Origin of the sequence: Rhodococcus sp. KRD162 (assembly GCF_017168335.1) — a bacterium.
Classification (GTDB): Bacteria; Actinomycetota; Actinomycetes; order Mycobacteriales; family Mycobacteriaceae; genus Rhodococcoides.
Genome location: NZ_JABFAU010000003.1, coordinates 607,703 through 629,397, shown reverse-complemented (window position 1 = coordinate 629,397; position 21,695 = coordinate 607,703). Strand labels below are relative to the sequence as shown.

Below are 21,695 nucleotides of genomic sequence, written 5' to 3'. Positions count from 1 at the left end.
CTACTCCCCTGCTCTGCTCGCCACGGCTCCGCCGCGGACGGTGATACGGCCGCGGAGCACGGTGGTGGTCACCTTCGCGGAGAAGCTCATGTCCTCGAACGGCGTGTTGTGCGCGACGCTGGCGAGGTTCTTGCCGGACACGGTCCAACTGGATTCCGGGTCCACCACTGTCAGATTGGCGATTTCACCGATCTCGATGGGCCGGCCCTGGTCCGATAATCCGACGATCTCGGCCGGGCGCTCGCTCATCACTCGCGCCACGCCGCGCCAATCGAGCAATCCAGGTCTCACCATGGTGTCGACCACGATGGACAGTGCAGTTTCGAGTCCCAGCATTCCGGGTCGGGCCACCGAGAATTCACAGCATTTGTCCTGCTCGGCATGTGGAGCATGATCGGTTGCCACACAGTCGATCACGCCGTCGGCCAAGCCCTTGCGCAGGGCCTCGACATCGGATTTCTCGCGCAGCGGAGGGTTCACCTTGTTGATCGCGTCGTAGGTTTCCAGGCGCGAGTCGTCCAGCAGGAGGTGATGCGGAGTGACCTCGGCGGTGATCGAAATGCCTTGCGCACGAGCCCATTTCATCAGCTCGACGGTGCCTGCGGTGGAGGCGTGACAGATGTGCACCCGCGCGCCTGCATCGCGGGCGAGCAACGCATCGCGCGCGACGATCGATTCCTCGGCCGCCCGCGGCCAGCCTGCCAGTCCGAGCCGCGCCGCGTTCGGACCCTCGTGGGCGACGGCACCGACGGTCAACCTCGGTTCCTCGGCATGCTGAGCGACGAGTACGCCGAGCGCACTGGAGTACTCCAATGCTCGGCGCATGATGAGCGGGTCGTCGACGCAGTGTCCGTCGTCGGAGAACATCTTCACTCGGCCGATTCCCGCGGCCATCGTGGCCATCTCGGCGAGTTGCTTGCCTTTCAAGCCGACGGTGATCGCGCCGACGGGGTGGACGTCGACGAGACCGACTTCCTGTCCGCGCCGCCAGACGTGATCGGTCACGACCACCGAATCGGCGACCGGGTCGGTGTTCGCCATCGCGAACACCGCGGTGTAGCCACCGAGAGCTGCTGCTGCCGAGCCTGATTCGATGGTTTCGGTGTCCTCACGCCCGGGCTCGCGCAGATGCGTGTGCATGTCGACGAATCCGGGGAGCAGAATCTGGCCGCGAGCATCGACGATCTCGGCTCCGTCCTCGTCGAGGTCCGAACCGATTCCAGCGATCTCTTCTCCGGTGATCAGGACATCGGTTTCGGGGCCCTCGCCGTACAGCAGCACGCCGCGGAGCAGGACGGAGTTCGTAGGCGCGTTCACGACGTACCCCCGTCCGAACCGACCAGCAATCGGAACAGCACCGCCATCCGCACGTGAACTCCATTCGTAACCTGTTGCAGAACTGCAGTTTTCGGAGAATCGGCCACCGAGGACGCAATCTCCATCCCGCGGAGCATCGGACCCGGGTGCAGTACGACGGCATGCTCGGGCAGCAGTTCGAGTCGGCGCTGCGAGAGCCCGTACGTGATCGAGTACTCACGCGCGGAGGGGAAGAAACCGCCGTTCATGCGCTCGGCCTGCACTCGGAGCATCAGCACCGCGTCGAGACCGGGCAGTTCTGCATCGATGTCGTGCGAGACCCGCACCGGCCAGCCGGCCACGCCGATGGGCAGCAGAGTCGGTGGTGCGATCAGCACGACCTCTGCACCGAGCTTGGCCAGCAGGATCGCGTTGGAGCGCGCCACCCGGCTGTGCAGGATGTCGCCGACGATCGCCACTCGACGGCCTGCGATGTCCCCCAGCCGTTGACGCAGCGTCAAGGCGTCGAGCAAGGCCTGGGTCGGGTGTTCGTGAGTGCCGTCACCGGCGTTGATCACCGCAGGTCCGCCGCCAGGAACGGCTTCCGCGGGACGACCGTCGACGCCGGTGCCCTGATTCGAGGTCCAGTGAGCGATCTGGTGTGCGGCACCGGAGGCGGGGTGCCTGACGATGAGCGCATCGGCACCGGCGGCGCGCAGCGTCATCGCGGTGTCGCGGAGTGACTCGCCCTTCGACACCGACGAGCTGCTGGCGCTGACGTTGATGACGTCGGCGCTCATCCACTTACCTGCGACCTCGAAGGACACTCGGGTTCGAGTCGAGTTCTCGAAGAACACCGTCATGATCGTGCGCCCACGCAGTGTCGGCAGCTTCTTGACCTCTCGGCCCAGCAACGCCTGCTCGAAGCGTTCCGCCTCGTCGAGGAGTTCGGTGGCCGATTCGACGGTGAGATCGGCGACCGAGAGCAGATGCTTCATCGGCCCCGTCCTCCCTCGGACAGGCTGACGCCATCGCGGCCGTCGTGCTCGGAGAGCAGTACCGATACGTCCTCGGTGCGCGCGGTCGGGACGTTCTTACCGACGTAGTCCGCACGTAGGGGCAGCTCACGGTGCCCCCGGTCGATCAACACCGCCAGTTGCACTGCGCGGGGACGACCGAGATCCCGAAGGGCATCGAGCGCGGAGCGGACCGTCCGGCCCGAGAACAACACGTCGTCGACCAGCACTACCAAGGCGTCGTCGACACCGCCGGTCGGCACCGAGGTGCGCTCGAGCGGACGGTGCGGCTTGTTACGCAGATCGTCGCGGTACAAGGTGATGTCCAGCGAACCGAGCGGGGGCCGCACTCCGGAGAACGCCTCGATGCGGTCTGCGAGACGCTCCGCAAGCGTGGTACCGCGGGTGGGAATGCCGAGCAGCACCACCCGCGGTGAGTCGGGACCGTCCAGCGCAGTCTTCTCGATGATCTGATGAGCCATGCGAGAGATGGTTCGTCCCACGTCGGCCGGGGACAGCAATTCGCGAACTGCGGGGTCCACGGAAGGGCGTTCGGGCGCAGGCAAACTACGACCTCCTTCTCCGCCTCTCTGGACGGATCGTTAAAGGATGTCTGACAGAACTGCGTAGAGCCTAGCAACGCTCTGCGAACCATGACCAGCAGGCTCGCAGAGCGTTCGGTCACACGAGCCTCGGCGTTCCGATCACTGCTCGGTATCGACCTGTGTTTCACCGGACGCATCGGACTGCGGACGGCTCGAGACCGCCGCGGCCGCGGCGCGTACCTGCGGCGCGACCAGGACGATCTGACCCAGCACGCCGTTGACGAACCCGGGCGAATCATCGGTGGACAGCTGTTTGGCCAGCTCGACGGCTTCGTCCACTGCGACCACCGGTGGCACATCGGTGGCGTGGAACAACTCCCACACCGCCACGCGAAGGATGGCCCTGTCGACCGCGGGCAGGCGGGTGAGAGTCCAGTCCTTGAGGTGATCGGCGATCACGCCGTCGAGTCGATCGAGATTCTCGGCGACACCCTCGACCAGGGTCGAGGTGTAATCACTGACGGGAGCGATCGTCTCGTCACGGCGTGCGAGTTCGATGCGCTCGGCGGTCAGGTTCACCGGGTCTACGTTGCGCGCCTCCGCCTCGAACAGAAAGTCCACCGCACGCTTGCGGGCCTTGTGGCGCGCGCCCAGCTTCTTCACGCCCGGGGCACCGTTCTGCGCGGCGGAGGAGGTCGACTTCTTCGATGACACGTTAGGAGTTCACACGCCCGAGGTAGTTTCCGTCACGCGAGTCGACCTTGAGCTTGTCACCGGTGTTGATGAACAGCGGCACCGAGATCTCGGCACCGGTCTCGAGGGTCGCCGGCTTGGTTCCTCCGGTGGAACGGTCGCCCTGCAGACCGGGATCGGTGTGCTTGACCTCCAGCTCGACGGTCACCGGCAGTTCGACGTACAGCGGGACGCCCTCGTGCATGGCGACCTGAACCCGCAGGTTCTCGAGCAGGAAGCGCGCGCCGTCACCGACGGTGGCCTCACCGATGGCGAGCTGGTCGTAGGTGTCGGCGTCCATGAACACGTAGTCGCTACCGTCGTGGTACAGGTACGTCATATCGCGGCGGTCGACAGTCGCGGTGTCGACCTTCACACCCGCGTTGAACGTCTTGTCGACGACCTTGCCCGAGAGCACATTCTTGAGCTTGGTCCGCACGAACGCGGGTCCCTTGCCGGGCTTGACGTGCTGAAATTCGATGATCGACCACAGCTGGTTCTCCAGGTTGAGAACCAGTCCGTTCTTGAAATCGCTGGTGGAAGCCACTTGCTTCGCGTCTCCTCAATCGGTTGTGCGCGTGACGCGCCGTCGGCCACGTGCTTGGATTCGCTCCCGCTCGTGCGCTAGACGGACGTGAGTTCCTTGCTTGTCAGGGTGAGCAGTTCCGGACCCTCGTCGCGAACGACGAGTGTGTCCTCGATCCGAACGCCGCCGCGGCCGGAGAAGTAGACACCTGGCTCGACGGTGACCGCTGCACCGCAGAGCAGTGTACCGGTGCTCGTCTTCGCGATTCCCGGCGCTTCGTGGATTTCCAGGCCGACACCGTGACCGAGGCCGTGGAGGAAGTACTCCCCGTAGCCCGCATTCTCGATCACCGAACGTGACGCCGCATCGACCGCAGCGGTACTCACACCAGGAGTCAGCGCCTCTCGTCCGGCAGTCTGCGACTGCTGCACGAGCTCGTAGAGATCACGCTGCCACTGTGCCGGAGTACCGATGACGAACGTCCGAGTCATGTCCGAGTGATATCCACCGACCAGCGCGCCGAAATCGAGCTTGACGAAATCGCCGTCCGCCAACACCGCGTCCGTGGGGCGATGATGCGGAACCGCCGAGTTGGCCCCGGCCGCCACGATGGTCTCGAAGGAGATCGCGTCCGCACCGTGATCGAGCATCGACGATTCCAGATCGCGCGCGACCTCCCGTTCGGTCCGGCCGGCCCGAATTCCGCCCCCTGCGATCAGCTGCGCCAGCGCCTCGTCCGCCGCCCGGCAGGCGTCCCTGAGCAACCCCACCTCGAACTCGTCCTTGACCATCCGCAACGACTCCACGACGCCCGGCGCGCGCACCAACTCGACACCACCATCGAGTTCGGACCATGCTCGATGGGCGTCGACGGTGACCACGTGACTCTCGAATCCCACTCGACCACCGACACCCGAGACGCCCGAACGCAGCAGATGTACCGCCGAGGCCCGGTCGATCTCGGCACGCAGATCCGGTACCTGTTCGGCCACCTGCGTGACGTATCGACCGTCGGTGCAGATCACTGTCGAGTCCTCGGCCCCGGCCGTATCGGCCGACGCGACGAGCAAAGCAGCGTTGGAGCCGGTGAAGCCCGTCAGATATCGGACATTGAGCAGATCGGTGATCAACATCGAATCGAGGCCATCGGCGGCCAACAGTTCTCGTAGGGCACCGCGACGGGCACCGAAATCGGCAGTCATGGCTCCGAGATTACTGCTCACAGTCAGTTGCTCGCGCCCGGCTGCACAGGACCGATGCCGTGTGGTCCCTGACACACAAATCGGCGAGTGCGGATATGCTGTGGCGCATGACAGGGTGGGTAGTGCGTGGCACAGGTATGGGTTTGACGAACTTCGTCGTTCGACTGCTGCTGGGGGCGGCAGTGTCGGCGTGGCCGCTGAGCGGATCTGCACTGCGATGGGTGGGTTACGCCCTCGTGCTGCTCGTGATCATCGTGTGGGCCGGCATCGACGGCGTACGCGATCGTCGCAAGCATCCGGACCCGGACGACGGTGAAGACCTGACGATGCTCTGGCTCAAAGCCGCAGTGGTCGGTGGACTTCTCAGCGGTCTCCTCAGCTGGATCGCCGATTTCGTCGTCGACTTCAGCCTCGGCCAGAACGGCCTGCTCTTCGAGCTCACCTCCGGAGCTGCGTTCACGATCCTCACCATTTTCATCGCCGCAAGCGTGGCCGTGTTCGTGGGTCGATTGATCGTCAACCGCGAAGCCAACAAGAAGCTGGCCGCGTCCGATTCCGAGCGCACACGCGAACGCCAACTGGTCAACGCGGGCAACAGTGGCCACGCCGAGTCCGGCGGCGACACCGGGACGAGCGACGCCGAACCCCAGTGGGCTGCCGAGCACAGCGATGCCGACACCGAAGTGTTCTCGGCCGTGGACGCCGACGGCAAGCCTCGCCTGGACAAGCGCGGCGAGCGTCGAGGCGGCACCGACGGGTCCTGACCGCCACCGCTGAAAGCTACGGGCGGTGACCGACGCGCACTGCGTCGGTCACCGCCCGTTTTCGTATCCGCGCGAGCCGGACAGCGGCAACTACAGCAGGATCGCCGAACCGCCCGCCGCGGGGGCCTCTCGCCCGACCGCGGAGAACGCAGCGACGAGCAGGGCCGGATCGGGACCTTCGAGCCGCCCGGGCTTGGCCAGACCGTCCAGGACCACGAACCGCAGCAGACCGGCACGGTTCTTCTTGTCCTTCTGCATCCCCGCGAGCAGGTCACCGAATGCGTGTTCGTCATAGGTCACCGGCAGGCCGACCGATTCGAGAATGGAGCGGTGCCGATCCGCGGTGGCGTCGTCCAGACGACCCGCCAGGCGTCCGAGCTCGGCCGCGAACACCAGACCGACCGATACCGCCGCGCCGTGACGCCAGCGGTACTGCTCGCGCCGCTCGATGGCGTGCGCGAGGGTGTGACCGTAGTTGAGAATCTCACGCAGGCTCGACTCGCGCAGATCCGCAGCCACGACCTTTGCCTTGACCTCCACCGAACGCCGAATCAGCTCCGGCAGTACGTCACCGGTCGGATCGAGGGCAGCGGCGGGATCGGCCTCGATGATGTCGAGAATTGTCGGATCGGCAATGAATCCGGTCTTGATCACCTCGGCCAGCCCGGAGACGATCTCGTTCTTCGGCACCGTTTCGAGCGTCGCCAGATCGATCATCACGGCAGCAGGCTCGTGGAAGGACCCGACGAGGTTCTTGCCCGCGTCGGTATTGATGCCCGTCTTGCCGCCGACAGCTGCGTCGACCATGGCGAGCAGGGTCGTCGGGACGTGCACGATTCGCACCCCGCGCATCCACGTGGCCGCCACGAATCCCGCCAGATCCGTTGCCGCTCCCCCGCCCAGACTGACGATCGCATCGCTGCGGGTGAGGCCGATTCGCCCCAGAACCTCCCAGCAGAACCCCGCGACGGCAAGGTCCTTGCCGTCCTCGGCATCCGGAATCTCTACGCGGTGAGCGTCGATTCCTTTCTCTGCCAACGTTGCTCGAACGGCTTCGGCAGTCTCGGCCAATGGCGGCTGATAGAAGATCGCCACCGTGGTGGTATCGGCAAGCTCGTCGACGAGGTCCGTCAACAGACCTCGGCCGATGATCACCGGGTACGGATTGGCCGTCTCGACCTGGACACGCACTGGCTCGGTCATCGAATCACCTTCATCTACTGGGGGTTTCGTCGTTCGGATCAGCGAGGGGAACAGGAGCGAGAGCGGCCAACTTCGCGACCAGTTGGCCCACCACACGGGCCGGACTGCGACTGTCCGTCCGCACCCGCACGGTAGCCACCGAGCGGTACAACGGCCGGCGATGCCGCATCAGCTCCTGATACTTCGCGCGGTGATCCGGCCCTGCGAGCAGCGGCCGAGCCGTGTTGGCTCCCGTTCGCCGAAGCCCCTCTGCCACACTGATTTCCAGATATACGACCGTATGCTCGGACAGCAGCGAACGAGTCGAGGCCGACAACACGGCCCCGCCGCCGAGGGACACGATGCCCTGATGCGAGGCCAACGCCTCCGCGACGACCCGCTCCTCGATCTGCCGAAACGCCGGCTCGCCGTCGCGGGAGAAGATGTCCGCTATCGTCCGACCCGTGTCTCGCTCGATGGCGACATCGGTGTCCAACAGTTCGAGATTCAACGCCTGCGCGAGCCTGCGACCGATGGTGGACTTGCCTGCTCCCGGCGGTCCGACGAGGACCGCGTAGGGGCTCATCGTGGAGGTCGGGCGGCGGCGCCCTTCACATAGTGGTCGACATTGCTCACCGTCTCCGCCAGCGAATCCCCACCGAACTTCTCCAACGCCGCCTGAGCGAGCACCAGAGCGACCATCGTTTCGGCCACGACACCGGCTGCAGGAACAGCGCAGACGTCCGAGCGCTGATGAATCGCCACCGCCTCGTCGCCGGTCGTCATATCGACCGTGGCCAGCGCGCGCGGCACAGTGGAGATAGGCTTCATCGCCGCCCGCACCCGCAGCGCTTCACCGTTGGTCATGCCGCCCTCGATGCCGCCTGCACGGTTGGTCGAACGCAGGACACCGTCGGGGCCCGGCTTCATCTCGTCGTGAGCGACACTGCCGCGTCGACGCGCGGTCTCGAAGCCGTCGCCGATCTCCACACCTTTGATCGCCTGAATACCCATCAACGCAGCGGCCAGCCTGGCGTCGAGTTTGCGCTCGCCGGAGACGAACGACCCGAGACCCACGGGCAGGCCGTGCACGACGACCTCGACGACTCCACCGAGAGTGTCGCCGTCCTTCTTCGCGGCCTCGATCTCGGCGATCATCGACTCTTCCGCGGCCGTGTCGAACGCTCTGACCGGCGAAGCATCGATCGCATCGAGATCGGCGCTTGCCGGCGGCGGCCCCACGTAGGGATCGGATGCACCGATGGAAATCACATGGGACACGATGTGGACGCCGAACGCCTGTGCCAGGAACTGACGAGCGACCGTCCCGATGGCGACCCTGGCCGCGGTCTCACGCGCGCTGGCCCGTTCGAGCACCGGCCGCGCATCGTCGAAGCCGTACTTGAGCATCCCGGAGAAGTCCGCGTGCCCGGGGCGTGGCCGGGTCAACGGCGAGTTTCGCGCCAGATCGGCGAGCACGGCCTCGTCGACCGGATCGGCCGACATGACCTGTTCCCACTTGGGCCATTCGGTATTGCCGACCTCGATCGCCACGGGCCCACCCATCGTGCGCCCATGCCGCACACCACCGGTGAGAGTGACCTTGTCCGCCTCGAACTTCATTCGGGCCCCTCGTCCGTAACCGAGGCGACGGCGAGCGAGTTGGGAGGCAATATCGTCCGAGGTCACCTCGACTCCCGCGACCATTCCTTCGAGAATGGCGACGAGAGCGGGACCGTGGGATTCTCCGGCAGTTATCCAGCGCAGCACTCGAACATCTTTTCACGTCAGGCAAGCTGCAGATGCCAGCAGGGTCGCCGCACACATGGAAGGACCGTGCGCGATCCGCGCGCGGCCGTGCCCGCCGACGGCGAGAACCGACCCGACCACGGCAGTCGCCAGCGGTGCCGTCACCGCCGCGATCGACCACCCCACCCCGCCGCCGAGCGCGGCAATCGACCCCACCGACCATGCGAGCTTCACATCACCCGCGCCGAACGCGGCCGGGGCGAGAAGGTGGACGAGGAGATAGATCGCGAACAGCAGCGCTCCCCCGAGCAAGGCGCTCGCAGACCCGATCGACACGAGCGTCACGGTGACCACCATCGCGCCCGGGATGGTCAGACCGTTCGGCAACCGGTGCCATCGCAGATCGACGGCGCTGAGCGCCGCGAACCACCAGACCATCGCACACAACGGAACCGCGTACTCGGAACCCCCGAACCGCCACCAGACCCACCCCGTCCCGATCGCAGACAGCAGCGGCAGATACCGAGGACTCGGCCACATCAGGCCGTACCGCATCGCTACCCCCGCCAGACCGCCGACCACGGCCGCCACCGCCACGCTCACCATGAACGAAGGGTCGCATCCCCCGCACAGGCGAATGCGTCGAAAGCCCAGGTCCGCAATTGCCCTGTGTACAACCGAAATCCCTGTGTAGAACCGAAACCCTGTGTACAACCGAATCCCTGTGTACAACAGAATCCCTGTGCAGAACCGACTGGCCGTCGACTATCGGATGCCGGTACTCACTCGAGCGTGTCCAGCGCCGCCTGCATTGCGGCCCGAGGTGCCGGCCTGCCGGTGAACTGTTCGACTTGCCCGTACGCCTGCTCGATCAGCATCGACAGGCCACCGACAACGGTCCCACCGGCTGCATCGACAGCAACGGCCAACGGCGTCGGCCACGGATCGTAGATGGCATCGAGCACCACCGGAGCTCGGGCGAGGGCAGGCGCGATGTCTGCGGCCCCGACGGCAGGCACGGTGCTGACCAACACGGCCGACGCACCTGCGATCGCGGCAAGACGAGAATCGGTCGTGTGCGCGAACTCCGCGCGTATTCCTGCCGCTTCGGCGCAGGCCAACGTGTCTGCCGCGCGGTCGACCGAACGCGCCACGACAGTCACTGCGGCAGCACCCAATCCGGCCAATGCGACCACCGCGGGACGCGAGGTACCGCCCGCACCGACGACCGTGACGTTGCGTCCGGACAGGTCCGTCACACCAACGCCGCGCAGAGCGCCGACGATTCCGTCGACGTCGGTGCAGTCGGCACGCCAGCCGGACGGGATGCGCACGAGAGTGTTCGCGGATCCGGCCAGCACCGCCCTGTCGGTGCGCTCGGTGGCATGGGCCAGAGCTGCGACTTTGCCCGGCATCGTGACCGACACCCCGACCCATTCGGGCCCGAAACCGTCGAGCATGCCCGGTAGCTGTTCTCCGGTGCACTCGATGCGGTCGTAGGTCCAATCGTCGAGCCCGAGGGCGCGGTACGCAGCGCGGTGCAACAGCGGGGATTTCGAGTGCCCGACGGGACTGCCCAGTACTGCGGCGCGCATATCAGCGTCCGCTGTCCAAGAAGCCCGGCTCGACCTTCGCGATGTTGGCCAGATGTTGTTCGTAGCTGCGGGTGAACAGCGTTTCACCCGCCTGGTTGATGGTCACGAAGTACAGCCAGTCACCCTCGGCCGGTGCCTCGACGGCCTGCACCGCTTCGATGCTCGGCGACGCGATCGGGGTGGCCGGCAGGCCCTCGCTCGCGTAGGTGTTCCACGGGGTCACTCGGGCTCGGTCGGCGTCGGTGGTGGCCACCTCGGTCGTGTCGAGCGAGTAGTTGACGGTCGAGTCGAATTCGAGCTTCTGCGGTACGGCGAGACGGTTGAGGATCACCCGAGCCACCTTGCTGAAATCCTGCGGTAGGGACTCGCGTTCGACGAGCGACGCCGCCACCAGAGTGTCGTACGGAGAGAGCCCCGAATTGGCTCCCGCGGTGAGGATTCCGGTGTCCTCGTAGCGGGTGGCGCTCTCGGACACCAACTGCCGCAGAATGTCACCGGGTGCGGCAGTGGGATCGAAATTCCAGGTTCCTGCGGCGATCAGGCCCTCGAGCTGGCGGTCACGGTCGGGGACTCCTTCGACCCGATCGGTCGCCCAGTCCGGCACGCCCAACGCCGCCGGGTCGTTCACCGCTCCTGCGGCGTTGAGGTCGTCGTAGCTGACACATACGGGTGTGCCGTTCCCACTTCGATCCACGCAGCTGGCCTCGGAAATCAGCGTGTAGATGCCCTTCTTGACAGCGCCGGTGTTCACATCGCGCGCGTCGTGCAGCTGACGTCCCTCGGAAATCACCACATTGCCCACTCTGGACGCGGGATCGACGAGTTCGCTCACTGCCTGCGAGGCAGGAATATTGGTGTTGATCAGATAGAAACCGGGTTGGACCGAGGTGATGGAATCGTTCGCAATGGCGGCTTCGAGGAATGCTCCCGAGCTGGCGACGACACCCTTGTCGGCTGCCTCGGTTCCGATCTGCTGTGCGGTGTCGTTGGGGTGAACCTGAATCACCACGCCGTCACCGGGCGAACCGGCGGCGAAGTCCGCGTTCGGGGTCGTGCGATCGGCGAATTTGTTCACGGCGACATATCCCCCACCTGCCACGGCGACGAGCAACAGCAGCCCGAGCACGGCGGCCACCAGCCGTCCGCGGCGCTTGCGGTTGGACGCAGCCCGATCCTGTCGACTTGCAGCACGGCTGCGGCCGACTTCTCTCGGTGCAACCGGACGTTCGGAATCCGAACCCGACTCACGGCGGGATTCCCGACCCGACGCCGGTACCGATGCCGGGTGCGGCTCTTGCCGCTGTGGTGGGCGCGGATGTGGGTGCATGCGGCGGTGGAAGTCGCTGTCCTCGTCCACGCGGTAGCCGATCGGATCGGTGTGTGCCTCGTCCGAGGGCGTCTGTCGCCGGTCCCGATCGGAGGGTCCATGGTTGCTCACTCGTCGACCTCCGTCGATCCTGGATCGGTCCGACCTCGGTCCGACACTGCACGGCGCTCGTCGAGCCACCCCTGCAGTATCGCAACCGCGGCAGCCTGATCGATCACCGATCGTTGATTCTTGACCCGTATTCCACTGTCTCGTAAGGCACGCGACGCACTCACCGTAGTCAGTCGCTCGTCGGCCATCCGAATCGGCACGCCGCCCACCCGTCTGTGCAGTGACCGGCCGAATTTCTCGGCTGCCTCGACTGCACTGCCGCGCTCGCCACGCAGGGTGCGCGGCAACCCGATCACGATCTCGACGGCCTCGTACTCGGCCACGATGTCCGCTACCCGCACCACGTCCGGTGCGTCCGGCCCCTTGACCTTCGATCGCGGCACGGTCTCGACGGGCGTCGCGAGCACGCCGTCGGGATCGCTCGACGCTATTCCGATGCGAACGCTGCCCACGTCTATGCCGATACGCCGCCCTCGGCCCGGATCGTCGACGCCGGGCCGATCGGGCCCGCGCCCCTGTGAAGTCACGATCGTCAGTGGGTGGTGAGTTCGGCGAGTCGAGCGCGGGCTGCAGCGATCCCGGCGTCGATTCCGGCGATATCGGAACCCGACCCCTGAGCGAGTTCGGGCTTGCCACCGCCCCGGCCTCCGATACTCGGACCGAATGCTGCCACCAGGTCGCCGGCAGCGATGCCCGCATCCTGAGCGGCCTTGTTCGTCGAGACGACGAACGGAACCTTGCCGCCGACCGTGCCGAAGAGCACAACCACGGCCGGATCGGTTCCCAGTCGTCCACGAATATCTGTCACCAAGGTGCGCAGGTCGTTCCCACCGACACCGTCGGGAGCCTGTGCGATGACCGCGCGCACCTCACCGAATCGCTCCGCTTTGCCGACGAACTCACCCGCCGATGCCAGCACCGCGGCCGCCTTGACTGCGTCGAGTTCCTTTTCGGCGACGCGAAGACGCTCGACCAGGTTCTCGATCCGCCCCGGCACCTCCTCGGAGGGCACCTTGAGCGACGATGCGATACCTGCCAGCAGAGCACGTTCCTTGGCCAGGTAGCGGTAGGAGTCGAGACCGACGAAGGCTTCGACGCGCCGCACACCGGAGCCGACCGAGGACTCACCGAGAATGGTGACCGGGCCGATCTGCGACGAGTGCTGCACGTGGGTACCGCCACAGAGTTCCATCGAGAAGGGTCCGCCGATCTCGACCACGCGAACCTCGTCGCCGTAGTTCTCACCGAACAGCGCCATCGCGCCCATCTTCTTGGCGCTGTCGAGGTCGGTGACCATGGTGTTGACCGCGAAGTCCGAGGCCACCGCGTCGTTGGCGACGTTCTCGATGTCATCGCGCTGCGACTCCGTCAGCGCGCCCTGCCACGAGAAGTCGAAGCGCAGGTAGCCGGGCTTGTTGAGCGATCCGGCCTGGGTCGCATTGGGCCCGAGGACCTGCCGCAATGCGGCATGCACCATGTGAGTACCCGAGTGGCCCTGCGTGGCACCCTTGCGCCAGGCATGGTCGACATCGACGTGGACGGTGTCGCCCTCGGTGATCTGCCCCGATTCGACCACCGACTTGTGCGTCCAGACCGTCTTGGCGATCTTCTGCACATCGTTGACCTTCACCTCGAGGCCAGGAGCGGTGATCGTGCCGATATCAGCGATCTGGCCACCCGACTCGGCGTAGAGCGGGCTGCGGTCGAGGATGATCTCGATGTTGTCTCCCGCAACCGCGGTCGGCACCCGAACACCGTTCGAAATCAAGGCCAATACCGTTGCCTCCGAACCGAGTTCGTCGAATCCGGTGAATTCGGTCGGCGAACCGTCGACGAAGTCCCGATAGACCGTCAGATCGGTGTGCGCATGCTTGCGCGCGCGGGCGTCGTCCTTGGCCCGGTTGCGCTGCTCGGCCATCAACGACCGGAAACCGTCCTCGTCGACGGACAGCCCCGCTTCGGCGGCCATTTCGAGCGTCAGATCGATCGGAAACCCATAGGTATCGTGCAGCGCGAACGCCTCGGCACCGCCGATCCGATTCGCGCCCGATGCCTTGACGGCGTCTGCCGCGCCCTCGAACAGTCGCGAACCCGAGGTCAGCGTCTTGAGGAACGCCGTCTCCTCCCCCACTGCGACGGTCAGAATGCGGTCGAAGTCGGTGACCAGGTTCGGGTAGGACTCCGCCATGGTGTCGCGGACGACCGTGACGAACTGCGCCATCGTTTCGTCCGGTGCTCCGAGCAGGCGCGCCGAGCGCACGATGCGGCGAAGCAGACGACGCAGGACGTATCCGCGGCCGTCGTTGCCGGGGTTGACCCCGTCCGAGATGAGCAGCGCCGCGGTACGCGCATGGTCGGCAATGACGCGGAAGCGCACGTCGTCCTCGTGCCGGGCACCGTATGCACGTCCGGAGAGTTCCTCGGCCTTGGCGATCACCGGTCGAACGAGATCTGTCTCGTATACGTTGTCCACGCCCTGCAGCAAGAAGGCGACGCGCTCGACGCCCATGCCGGTATCGATGTTCTGCTTCGGCAGTGGGCCCAGGATCTCGAAATCGTCCTTGCTGATTCCCTTGCCGCGCTCGTTCTGCATGAACACGAGATTCCAGATCTCGATGTACCGATCCTCGTCGGCCTCGGGGCCGCCGTCGACCCCGAACTCGGGTCCGCGGTCGTAGTAGATCTCCGAACACGGCCCGCACGGGCCCGGGATGCCCATGGACCAGTAGTTGTCGGCCATTCCGCGCCGTTGGATGCGCTCGTCCGGCAGCCCGGCGATCTCCTTCCAGAGCTCGATCGCCTCGTCGTCGTCGAGATACGCGGTGGCCCAGATCCGCTCGGGGTCGAAGCCGTATCCTCCGTCCTCGACGCTGCCGGTCAGCAGGGTCCAGGCGTACCGAATCGCGTCACGCTTGAAGTAGTCGCCGAACGAGAAGTTGCCGGCCATTTGAAAGAAAGTGTTGTGCCTGGTGGTGATGCCGACGTTCTCGATGTCGAGGGTGCGGACGCATTTCTGGACGCTGGTCGCGGTCGCGTACGGCGGCGTCTGCTGACCGAGGAAGAACGGCACGAAGGGAACCATGCCCGCATTGACGAACAGCAGGTTGGGGTCGTCGAGAATCAACGACGCACTGGGTACTTCGGTGTGTCCTGCCTTCACGAAATGGTCGAGGAAACGCCTGCGGATCTCATGGGTCTGCACTGGTACAGGTTAGCGTCCGAGACGCTGCACCGACTCGAGGGCCTATCGGCCCCGGACGATCCGACGCAGTTTCCCCACCCTGGTCGCAATTTCCCGCTCGGCACCGTGCTCGGTGGGCTCGTAGTAGTTCACGCCCACCAGTTCGTCCGGCGGATACTGCTGCCCGAGTACGCCACCCGCACTGCTGTGTGGATACCGATACCCGACGGCGTTTCCCAGTCCCTGAGCTCCCTTGTAGTGACCGTCGCGCAGATGCGGCGGCACCGATCCCGATTTGCCGGCCGCGACATCGGCCATGGCCGCTCCGAGGGCCGCGATCACCGCGCCCGATTTCGGCGCTGTCGCCAAGTGAATCGTCGCCTGCGCCAGGGCCAGACGAGCCTCGGGCATGCCGATCATCTGGACGGCGTTCGCCGCGGCGGTCGCGGTCTGCAGGGCCGTGGGATCGGCCATCCCGATGTCCTCGCTGGCGTGCACCACCAGGCGGCGAGCGATGAACCGAGCGTCCTCGCCTGCCGTGATCATGCGGGCCAGATAGTGCAGCGCCGCGTCCACATCGGATCCGCGGATCGACTTGATGAACGCACTGATCACGTCGTAGTGCTGATCGCCGTCACGGTCGTACCGCACTGCGGCCTTGTCGACACTGGCCTCCACGGTCGCCAGATCCAGCACTCCGTCGGTGGCCGCGCCCGCCGCGGCCTCGAGTGCCGTCAACGCTCTTCGCGCATCGCCCGCCGCGAGTCGAACGAGGTGCTCCATCGCGTCCTCGGCGATGGTGACCGCGCCGTCCAGGCCGCGTGGATCATTGGCCGCACGGGTCAGCAACCGTTCGATGTCCTCCGATGCCAGCGGCTGCAGCTGCAGTACCAGCGATCGCGACAGCAACGGCGACACCACCGAGAACGACGGATTTTCGGTGGTCGCCGCCACCAGGAGGACGATGCGGTTCTCGACGGCTGCGAGCAACGCGTCCTGCTGCGTCTTGGAAAATCGGTGCACCTCGTCGATGAACAACACCGTCTGCTCACCCGAGAGCAGGCGCCGTCGGGCGAGTTCGATGACGTTGCGTACTTCCTTGACCCCTGCCGACAACGCGGACAACGCCTCGAACTTTCGTCCGGTCGCCCCGGAGATCAACGAGGCGAGCGTCGTCTTTCCCGTGCCAGGAGGCCCGTAGAGCATCACCGAAGACGCGCCGGATCCCTCCACGAGCCGACGCAGTGGCGCGCCGGGGGCCAGCAGATGAGATTGCCCGACCACCTCGTCGAGGGTCGACGGACGCATACGGACCGCCAGCGGCGCGTCGGGCCTGACGTAGGTCGAGGTCGCCCGCGATTCGGCGATCTCGGTCTCCGGCGTTGCAGGTGGGTCGAAGAGTCCGTCGTCGGACTCGTCCGCACCCGAGAGGTCACTGTCGATTCCGCTGCTCACCGGTCGAACGCTACCGATCGACCGTCCCGGAATGCGAACGACGTCGTCGCTACCGCTGCCACTTCGCTCGCAGCGCAGTCACGACCGCCGCTGCGTACTCGGCGATGCCGCGCTCACCTGCCCGGTCCGCGCTGTCAGCCAGGGCCGACCAGCGCGATGTCAATGCCTGTGATCGTGGAACCGACAGGTGGTGCGCACGTGCCGCCGCGATACGGGTGTGGTCGTCGGGCAGGAACCAATAGGTGCTCAGCCACACCCAGATCAGACGAGCGTCGAGAATCTTGCCTGCCAAGGTGGTGTCATCGGACAGCGCAGGCCAGATGCCCACCACCTCGGCGCGCCAGGCGTCGATCATCTCTTGTTGACGGTCGTGCGAGAGCTCGAAACTGCACAGGCACCCGGGGAACGAGGCCAGGGCGTAGGTGATGTCGAGAGTGGCGTCGCGGAATCCACCCCACTCGTAGTCGAGGAAACGGACGCCCTCGTCGTTGACGATGATGTTGTCGGGGCACAGATCGGATGGGCTGAACGCACGGAAGGCACCGTGCGCGAACAGTCGTCCACTCCGGGACACCCGATCGAGGATGTCGTTCGGCGTCGCGTCGATGCCCAGAAATTCGGTGAGCAATCCGGGGACCTCGGCCAGGGCGTCGGGAATCTGTGCGGAGATCCCGTCGGTGGAATCCGGCTGTCCGACGCGGCGCAGCAGAGCTGCGAAATCGTCCTCACGGCCGACCGTTGCGGCGTGCATTCGACCGAGCGCCTGGGCCATGGCCATCAGCGAGTTGGTCACCGCAGCCTCGTCGGAATTGCGCAGCAGGGTGGTGATCGGACTGGCGTCACCCAGGTCGCTCAGGACCAGTAGCCGCGCGTCGAGATCGTAGGCGTGCAGCTCCGGTCCCGGCCTGCTGTCGGTGGCGAGAGCGTTGGCGAATTGGTAGGACGCGGCCTCGCGCAGGAATGCACTCGACCCGTTGGAATCGGCGAGGTCGCCGTGGCGTTCGGAATCGCCGGGAACGTCGCGAACCTGCTTGAGCACCAGCGTGCGGGGCAGCTGGAATGGGTTCTCGGAGACCCGCACTCGCAGTACGACCGCTTGACCGCTACCACCCAGATCGACGGGGTCGATCAACGTCACCGGAGCCCCGGTGCGTCGGGTGAGGAGTTTTTGAGCTGCGGCTACTACCTCTGATACAGGATCTGCCAGTGTTGCGGTCATCGATATCCAAGCTACCCGTTCGCTACGTTCTGCTGTGCTGAGTCGAGGACTACGAATGGGACACGATCGACCGTTTCACGGCTTCTCGCACGCCACATTCCCAGATTCGACCAGATGGTCTGATTACCCCCGAACCATCGAATTATGCAGGGTTCGCTATTGGGGTGCAACGTCGACCGAGACGGAGATCGTGCTCTCCTCCGCCTCGGTGTAGATGACCCCGCGCAGAGGAGGTACATCGGCATAGTCGCGTCCCCAGGCCACCGTCGCGTATCGCTCGTCGACCAACTGGTCGTTGGTCGGATCGAACGCGAGCCACCGATCGTTCGGCATCCACACCGCGGCCCAGGCGTGGGTGGCATCGACACCGATCATCCGTTCCTTGCCGGGTGGCGGTTCGGTTGCGAGGTACCCCGACACGTATCGCGCGGCGAGACCCTGCGACCGCAGACAGGCAATGGCAAGTCGCGCGAAGTCCTGACACACCCCCGAGCGCGCAGCGAGGACGTCGACCACGGTGGTCGAGACCGTCGTCGAACCGGACAGATACCGGAAGTCCGTGAAAATGCGATGTGTCAGATCGACGATCACATCGGCGAGGGGCCGCCCCGGCCAGAAGCTGGGTGCGGCGTATGCACGGACCTCGTCGGTGATCTCCGGAACGGGCAGATCGAGAGCGAACTCCACCGCGGTCGAGCGGGCCGGATCGGCAGGCACGCTCGCGTCGAACAGGGCCATTCGAGCGGACTCCCACGGTGCCGTCGCCGGCCACGACGCCGTCTCGTCCACGGGACGCGGATACACCTCCACCAGCGAATCCGCCGTGACAACCAGCTTCTCGTGATCGCTGGTCACGTGGAAGTAGACGTCCTCGTTTCCGTAGACATCGACGCCGAACGACTGATCGGTGGGCGCAGGCTCCACGGTGACCGACTTCTCGACGCAGTGCTGCCCGTCCATGTCTCTCGGCGCGAGGAATCCGCGTCCGTACGAGGACGTCACGCGATCGGAGTAGGTGTAGGTGGTGATGTGCTTGATTCGGTACCGACGACTCATCACCGCACCCCGCTTCGGGCGTTCGAGCTGCCCCACAGCGGCTGAGTACCGCCGGGCAGCGACATGTGCGTTGCCAGGACCACCCGAGACAGCTCTTCGAGCGAATCGTGGATACCGTCGACCAGGTCGATCAGCTCCGCCCGACGCCCGTCCGCATCGACCGACTCGAGATCGCCCGGATCGACGCGCCGCAACCGCACTCGCATCTGCTCGACGAGCTGCTCGGGTCGTGAGGTACCCGAGGCGTCCGGCAGTGAACCGAGATCGTCTCGGAGCCGATCGAGCTGATAGACCAACGCCCGTGGATTCCCTTCGTCGAACAGCAACAATTGCGCGACGGCGGCGAGCCGCGCCCTGCCTCTGTTGCGTCTGCGATAGATCACCGAGGACTCGGCAGCCGACAACACCGAGTCGATGACTGCTTGTTCGGTGGACGGCGTCAGTGCATGGCTCAGCGTTGCCGACAGCAGCGCTGTCAGTTGCAACCCGCGTTCGATCCTCTTGCCCGCATCCATCAGGTACCAACCGGAGTCTCGAACCATCGACTCCGATGCCAGACCCGACAGGGAGAGCAGGCCTCGGAGCACACTCGACTGCGAGGACGACAGTTGCGCGCCGTCGTTGACGGCCGCTTCCGCCAGTTCTTCGAGGGCGGTGTCGATTCGGTTGAGCACCACCCAGGTGTCGTTCGAGAGCTGGTCACGCACCGCACGCGCGGCCTGCTGCATTCGATCGACCGACTGCGCCAGCGAACCGAGACGGTCGGGCGAGAGCATCAGCGAACGCATTTCCGCGATCGCGTCGGCTCGGATCTTCGAGTCGAAGAACCCGGGGTGCGTGCCCGAGACCTTGGTGACCGCCTCGAGCAGGATCGGCAGGCTTTCGCTGCCCTCGAGCCACGGCATCGAGCGGTAATCCTGATCACGCTCACGGGCCGCGATGAGCACCCGAGTCATGTCCTCGGCGCGCTCGGTGTAGCGGCCGAACCAGAACAGATCGCCCAGCACACGAGGCGAGCTGACCACCTCGACGTTGGACGCGGCGTACTGCGGCAACTCCTCCACCGTGGCGGGCGGGGTGTGCGGGGCCGAATCGGCCGGAGTGACGCGCTCGACGGACTTGACCCACACGTCCTTCGAGGCCACGGTCATCAGTGGATCGGTGACCGGAGCCGTGATCACCACCTGTCCGAGGCCACCGCGCATCGGCGTGTAGCCGATCCGTTGTGCCACCGTGAACAGCCGCATCCCGACCTGCGCCGGCGCAACCGACCGCTCCGGTGCCGAACCACTCGACGAGGAGCCGACCGGTGCCAACGAGAACTCCGGAACCTCTTGGCCGGTCCACTTCCACGGCTCGGCCTCGATGCGTTCCCACAACTCACCGGCTGCGAGGTCGGTGAGATCCTGTCCGACGATGGTGTGTCGCGAGTTCGTCGACCGTAGAACCAGTGAGCGCAGACGCGTTCTCAGGTGCGAGAGCTCGCTCGCATCACCGCCCCAGTAGGTCTGTACCGACTCGACCATCAGATCCTCACCCAGCAACGCCCTGCTCAGCGCAGGCAGCAACGGAGCGAGCGCAGGGTTCTCGAGGACTCCGCTGCCGAGTGTGTTCACCACGCTCACTGCACCGCGGCGCAGCACCTCGACCAGGCCGACGATGCCCAAGCGCGAATCGGGGCGCAGGTCGAGTGGGTCGACGAACTCGGCGTCGACGCGACGCAACACCACGTCCACCCTGCGCAACTTACCGAGCGATCGCATCCACAGGTATCCGTCCCGCACCACGAGATCGGCATTCTCGACCAGCGGAAACCCGAGAACCGTTGCGAGATAGGCCTGATCGAACGCAGTCTCGGAATGCGAACCCGGGGTCAACACCACGACCACCGGATCCTCGGCCGACGCGGGCGCAACATCGCGAAGAGCCAGCCGAACGGCACGGGCGAAGGTGGACAACGGCCGGGGATTGCTCGCCTGGAACAACTCGGGGATCGCACGCGACATCACGCGCCGGTTCGCCAGCGCGTACCCCACTCCCGACGGTGCCTGGGTCCGGTCCGCTACGACACGGAATTGGCCGTCGGCACCACGCGCGACGTCAGCGGCATGCATGAACAATTGGTGCGGCCCGGGAATCGTGATGGCGTGAGCAGACCGCAGATAGCCCGGATTGCCGAAGATCAGCTCCGGCGGGATCAGTCCTCGCCTGATGGTTTCCTGCGCACCGTAGATGTCGGTCAGAATGGCATCGAGCAATGTCGAACGCTGTACCAGACCGGCTTCCAACCGATCCCACTCGTCGGCCGCGACCACCAACGGAACACTGTCCAGACCCCACCGCACCGCGCTCGGTATCGAGTCGCCCCCATGCGTGGGAATGGGGTTGTAGGTGATCCCGTGATCGTCGACGAGTCGGCTCACCCGAGACTGCAGGCTGCGCATTGCCCCCGGTCCTGCCTCACGCAGTCCCTCGACCAGCTCAGCCCATTGCGGGCGAACAGCGTCGTCGACGCCGAGCATCTCGTCGAAGAGATCTCTGCGTCCCGTCACGGCCTCACGCCGACCGTGATATTCGAGCCATGGTGACACGACATCGGTTCCACCGCCGTCGGCATCGCTTCGGCCGGCCTCATTCTGGGCAGTATCCACGGGCACCATCGAGCCGCTGTTCCTTCCGTCGGTCGATCCCACTCCGTCGCCGGGCGGTGACCTGGGCTCTCGTTGCAGCCCGTCGTCA

At 65.7% G+C, this 21,695-nt stretch carries 19 protein-coding genes; 1 reads left to right on the top strand and 18 read right to left on the bottom strand.

What is annotated here, in order from left to right; translation table 11 throughout:
* The 6 genes from J1M87_RS05460 to J1M87_RS05435 form a co-directional block, all read right to left on the bottom strand.
* On the bottom strand, positions 1-1,317 hold the full coding sequence (locus J1M87_RS05460; protein ID WP_206488481.1) for a dihydroorotase: 1,317 nt from the start codon (positions 1,315-1,317) through the stop codon (positions 1-3).
* Positions 1,314-2,294 (bottom strand): aspartate carbamoyltransferase catalytic subunit, encoded by a 981-nt coding sequence (locus tag J1M87_RS05455; protein ID WP_206488479.1) that lies wholly within the window; start codon positions 2,292-2,294, stop codon positions 1,314-1,316. Before J1M87_RS05455 ends, J1M87_RS05460 begins: the two co-directional genes overlap by 4 nt.
* Positions 2,291-2,878 (bottom strand): bifunctional pyr operon transcriptional regulator/uracil phosphoribosyltransferase PyrR, encoded by a 588-nt coding sequence (gene pyrR / locus J1M87_RS05450; protein WP_274610848.1) that lies wholly within the window; start codon positions 2,876-2,878, stop codon positions 2,291-2,293. Before pyrR ends, J1M87_RS05455 begins: the two co-directional genes overlap by 4 nt.
* 138 nt (positions 2,879-3,016) lie before the next feature.
* A complete protein-coding gene (nusB, locus tag J1M87_RS05445; protein WP_206488477.1) occupies positions 3,017-3,571 on the bottom strand; it encodes a transcription antitermination factor NusB in 555 nt (184 codons plus the stop codon).
* A gap of 1 nt (position 3,572) precedes the next feature.
* The gene (gene efp / locus J1M87_RS05440; RefSeq protein ID WP_206488475.1) at positions 3,573-4,136 is read right to left on the bottom strand and encodes an elongation factor P; all 564 of its coding nucleotides are present in this window, start codon (positions 4,134-4,136) and stop codon (positions 3,573-3,575) included.
* A gap of 77 nt (positions 4,137-4,213) precedes the next feature.
* Complete coding sequence (locus J1M87_RS05435) at positions 4,214-5,317, bottom strand: Xaa-Pro peptidase family protein (RefSeq protein ID WP_206488473.1); 1,104 nt, start codon at positions 5,315-5,317, stop codon at positions 4,214-4,216.
* A 107-nt stretch (positions 5,318-5,424) separates the two neighbouring features.
* Here J1M87_RS05435 and J1M87_RS05430 point away from each other — a divergent pair, with 107 nt between their 5' ends.
* Positions 5,425-6,081, top strand: coding sequence for a B-4DMT family transporter (locus J1M87_RS05430; RefSeq protein ID WP_206488471.1), 657 nt, complete (start codon positions 5,425-5,427; stop codon positions 6,079-6,081).
* Positions 6,082-6,171: 90 nt separating this feature from the next.
* Here the strand turns inward: J1M87_RS05430 and aroB are convergent, their stop codons facing one another.
* The 12 genes from aroB to J1M87_RS05370 all read right to left on the bottom strand — a co-directional run bounded on the left by aroB (position 6,172) and on the right by J1M87_RS05370 (position 21,616).
* Positions 6,172-7,284, bottom strand: coding sequence for a 3-dehydroquinate synthase (gene aroB / locus J1M87_RS05425; RefSeq protein WP_206488470.1), 1,113 nt, complete (start codon positions 7,282-7,284; stop codon positions 6,172-6,174).
* A 10-nt stretch (positions 7,285-7,294) separates the two neighbouring features.
* Positions 7,295-7,849 (bottom strand): shikimate kinase, encoded by a 555-nt coding sequence (locus J1M87_RS05420; protein ID WP_206488468.1) that lies wholly within the window; start codon positions 7,847-7,849, stop codon positions 7,295-7,297.
* Positions 7,846-9,033, bottom strand: a complete 1,188-nt coding sequence (gene aroC, locus J1M87_RS05415; protein WP_206488466.1) for a chorismate synthase — start codon at positions 9,031-9,033, stop codon at positions 7,846-7,848. The genes J1M87_RS05420 and aroC overlap by 4 nt, the downstream gene beginning before the upstream one ends.
* A gap of 12 nt (positions 9,034-9,045) precedes the next feature.
* Positions 9,046-9,618: an A24 family peptidase gene (locus J1M87_RS05410; protein ID WP_241256325.1), complete on the bottom strand. Its 573-nt coding sequence runs from the start codon at positions 9,616-9,618 to the stop codon at positions 9,046-9,048.
* Between the two features lie 176 nt (positions 9,619-9,794).
* Positions 9,795-10,607 carry a shikimate dehydrogenase gene (locus J1M87_RS05405; protein WP_206488464.1) on the bottom strand — a complete coding sequence of 271 codons (813 nt, stop codon included), beginning with the start codon at positions 10,605-10,607 and terminating at the stop codon, positions 9,795-9,797.
* A 1-nt stretch (position 10,608) separates the two neighbouring features.
* Positions 10,609-12,045 carry an endolytic transglycosylase MltG gene (gene mltG, locus J1M87_RS05400; RefSeq protein ID WP_206488463.1) on the bottom strand — a complete coding sequence of 479 codons (1,437 nt, stop codon included), beginning with the start codon at positions 12,043-12,045 and terminating at the stop codon, positions 10,609-10,611.
* The gene (gene ruvX / locus J1M87_RS05395; protein ID WP_374222352.1) at positions 12,042-12,572 is read right to left on the bottom strand and encodes a Holliday junction resolvase RuvX; all 531 of its coding nucleotides are present in this window, start codon (positions 12,570-12,572) and stop codon (positions 12,042-12,044) included. The genes mltG and ruvX overlap by 4 nt, the downstream gene beginning before the upstream one ends.
* 5 nt (positions 12,573-12,577) lie before the next feature.
* The gene (gene alaS, locus J1M87_RS05390) at positions 12,578-15,247 is read right to left on the bottom strand and encodes an alanine--tRNA ligase (RefSeq protein ID WP_206488461.1); all 2,670 of its coding nucleotides are present in this window, start codon (positions 15,245-15,247) and stop codon (positions 12,578-12,580) included.
* A gap of 42 nt (positions 15,248-15,289) precedes the next feature.
* Positions 15,290-16,681: a replication-associated recombination protein A gene (locus tag J1M87_RS05385; RefSeq protein WP_374222351.1), complete on the bottom strand. Its 1,392-nt coding sequence runs from the start codon at positions 16,679-16,681 to the stop codon at positions 15,290-15,292.
* Between the two features lie 49 nt (positions 16,682-16,730).
* Entirely contained in the window at positions 16,731-17,900 is a 1,170-nt protein-coding gene (locus tag J1M87_RS05380; protein WP_206488459.1) for a kinase, read from the bottom strand.
* 156 nt (positions 17,901-18,056) lie between these two features.
* Positions 18,057-18,956 (bottom strand): transglutaminase family protein, encoded by a 900-nt coding sequence (locus J1M87_RS05375; protein WP_206488457.1) that lies wholly within the window; start codon positions 18,954-18,956, stop codon positions 18,057-18,059.
* Positions 18,956-21,616: a circularly permuted type 2 ATP-grasp protein gene (locus J1M87_RS05370; protein WP_206488455.1), complete on the bottom strand. Its 2,661-nt coding sequence runs from the start codon at positions 21,614-21,616 to the stop codon at positions 18,956-18,958. The genes J1M87_RS05375 and J1M87_RS05370 overlap by 1 nt, the downstream gene beginning before the upstream one ends.
* Positions 21,617-21,695 lie beyond the last annotated feature (79 nt).

Bases quoted from the DNA above. Each gene is read 5' to 3' on its own strand.
- J1M87_RS05455 (WP_206488479.1), bottom strand. From the start codon at position 2,294: ATGAAGCATCTGCTCTCGGTCGCCGATCTCACCGTCGAATCGGCCACC.
- J1M87_RS05435 (WP_206488473.1), bottom strand. From the start codon at position 5,317: ATGACTGCCGATTTCGGTGCCCGTCGCGGTGCCCTACGAGAACTGTTG.
- J1M87_RS05430 (WP_206488471.1), top strand. From the start codon at position 5,425: ATGACAGGGTGGGTAGTGCGTGGCACAGGTATGGGTTTGACGAACTTC.
- aroB (WP_206488470.1), bottom strand. From the start codon at position 7,284: ATGACCGAGCCAGTGCGTGTCCAGGTCGAGACGGCCAATCCGTACCCG.
- J1M87_RS05420 (WP_206488468.1), bottom strand. From the start codon at position 7,849: ATGAGCCCCTACGCGGTCCTCGTCGGACCGCCGGGAGCAGGCAAGTCC.
- J1M87_RS05410 (WP_241256325.1), bottom strand. From the start codon at position 9,618: ATGGTGAGCGTGGCGGTGGCGGCCGTGGTCGGCGGTCTGGCGGGGGTA.
- J1M87_RS05405 (WP_206488464.1), bottom strand. From the start codon at position 10,607: ATGCGCGCCGCAGTACTGGGCAGTCCCGTCGGGCACTCGAAATCCCCG.
- J1M87_RS05380 (WP_206488459.1), bottom strand. From the start codon at position 17,900: ATGACCGCAACACTGGCAGATCCTGTATCAGAGGTAGTAGCCGCAGCT.
- J1M87_RS05375 (WP_206488457.1), bottom strand. From the start codon at position 18,956: ATGAGTCGTCGGTACCGAATCAAGCACATCACCACCTACACCTACTCC.
- J1M87_RS05370 (WP_206488455.1), bottom strand. From the start codon at position 21,616: ATGGTGCCCGTGGATACTGCCCAGAATGAGGCCGGCCGAAGCGATGCC.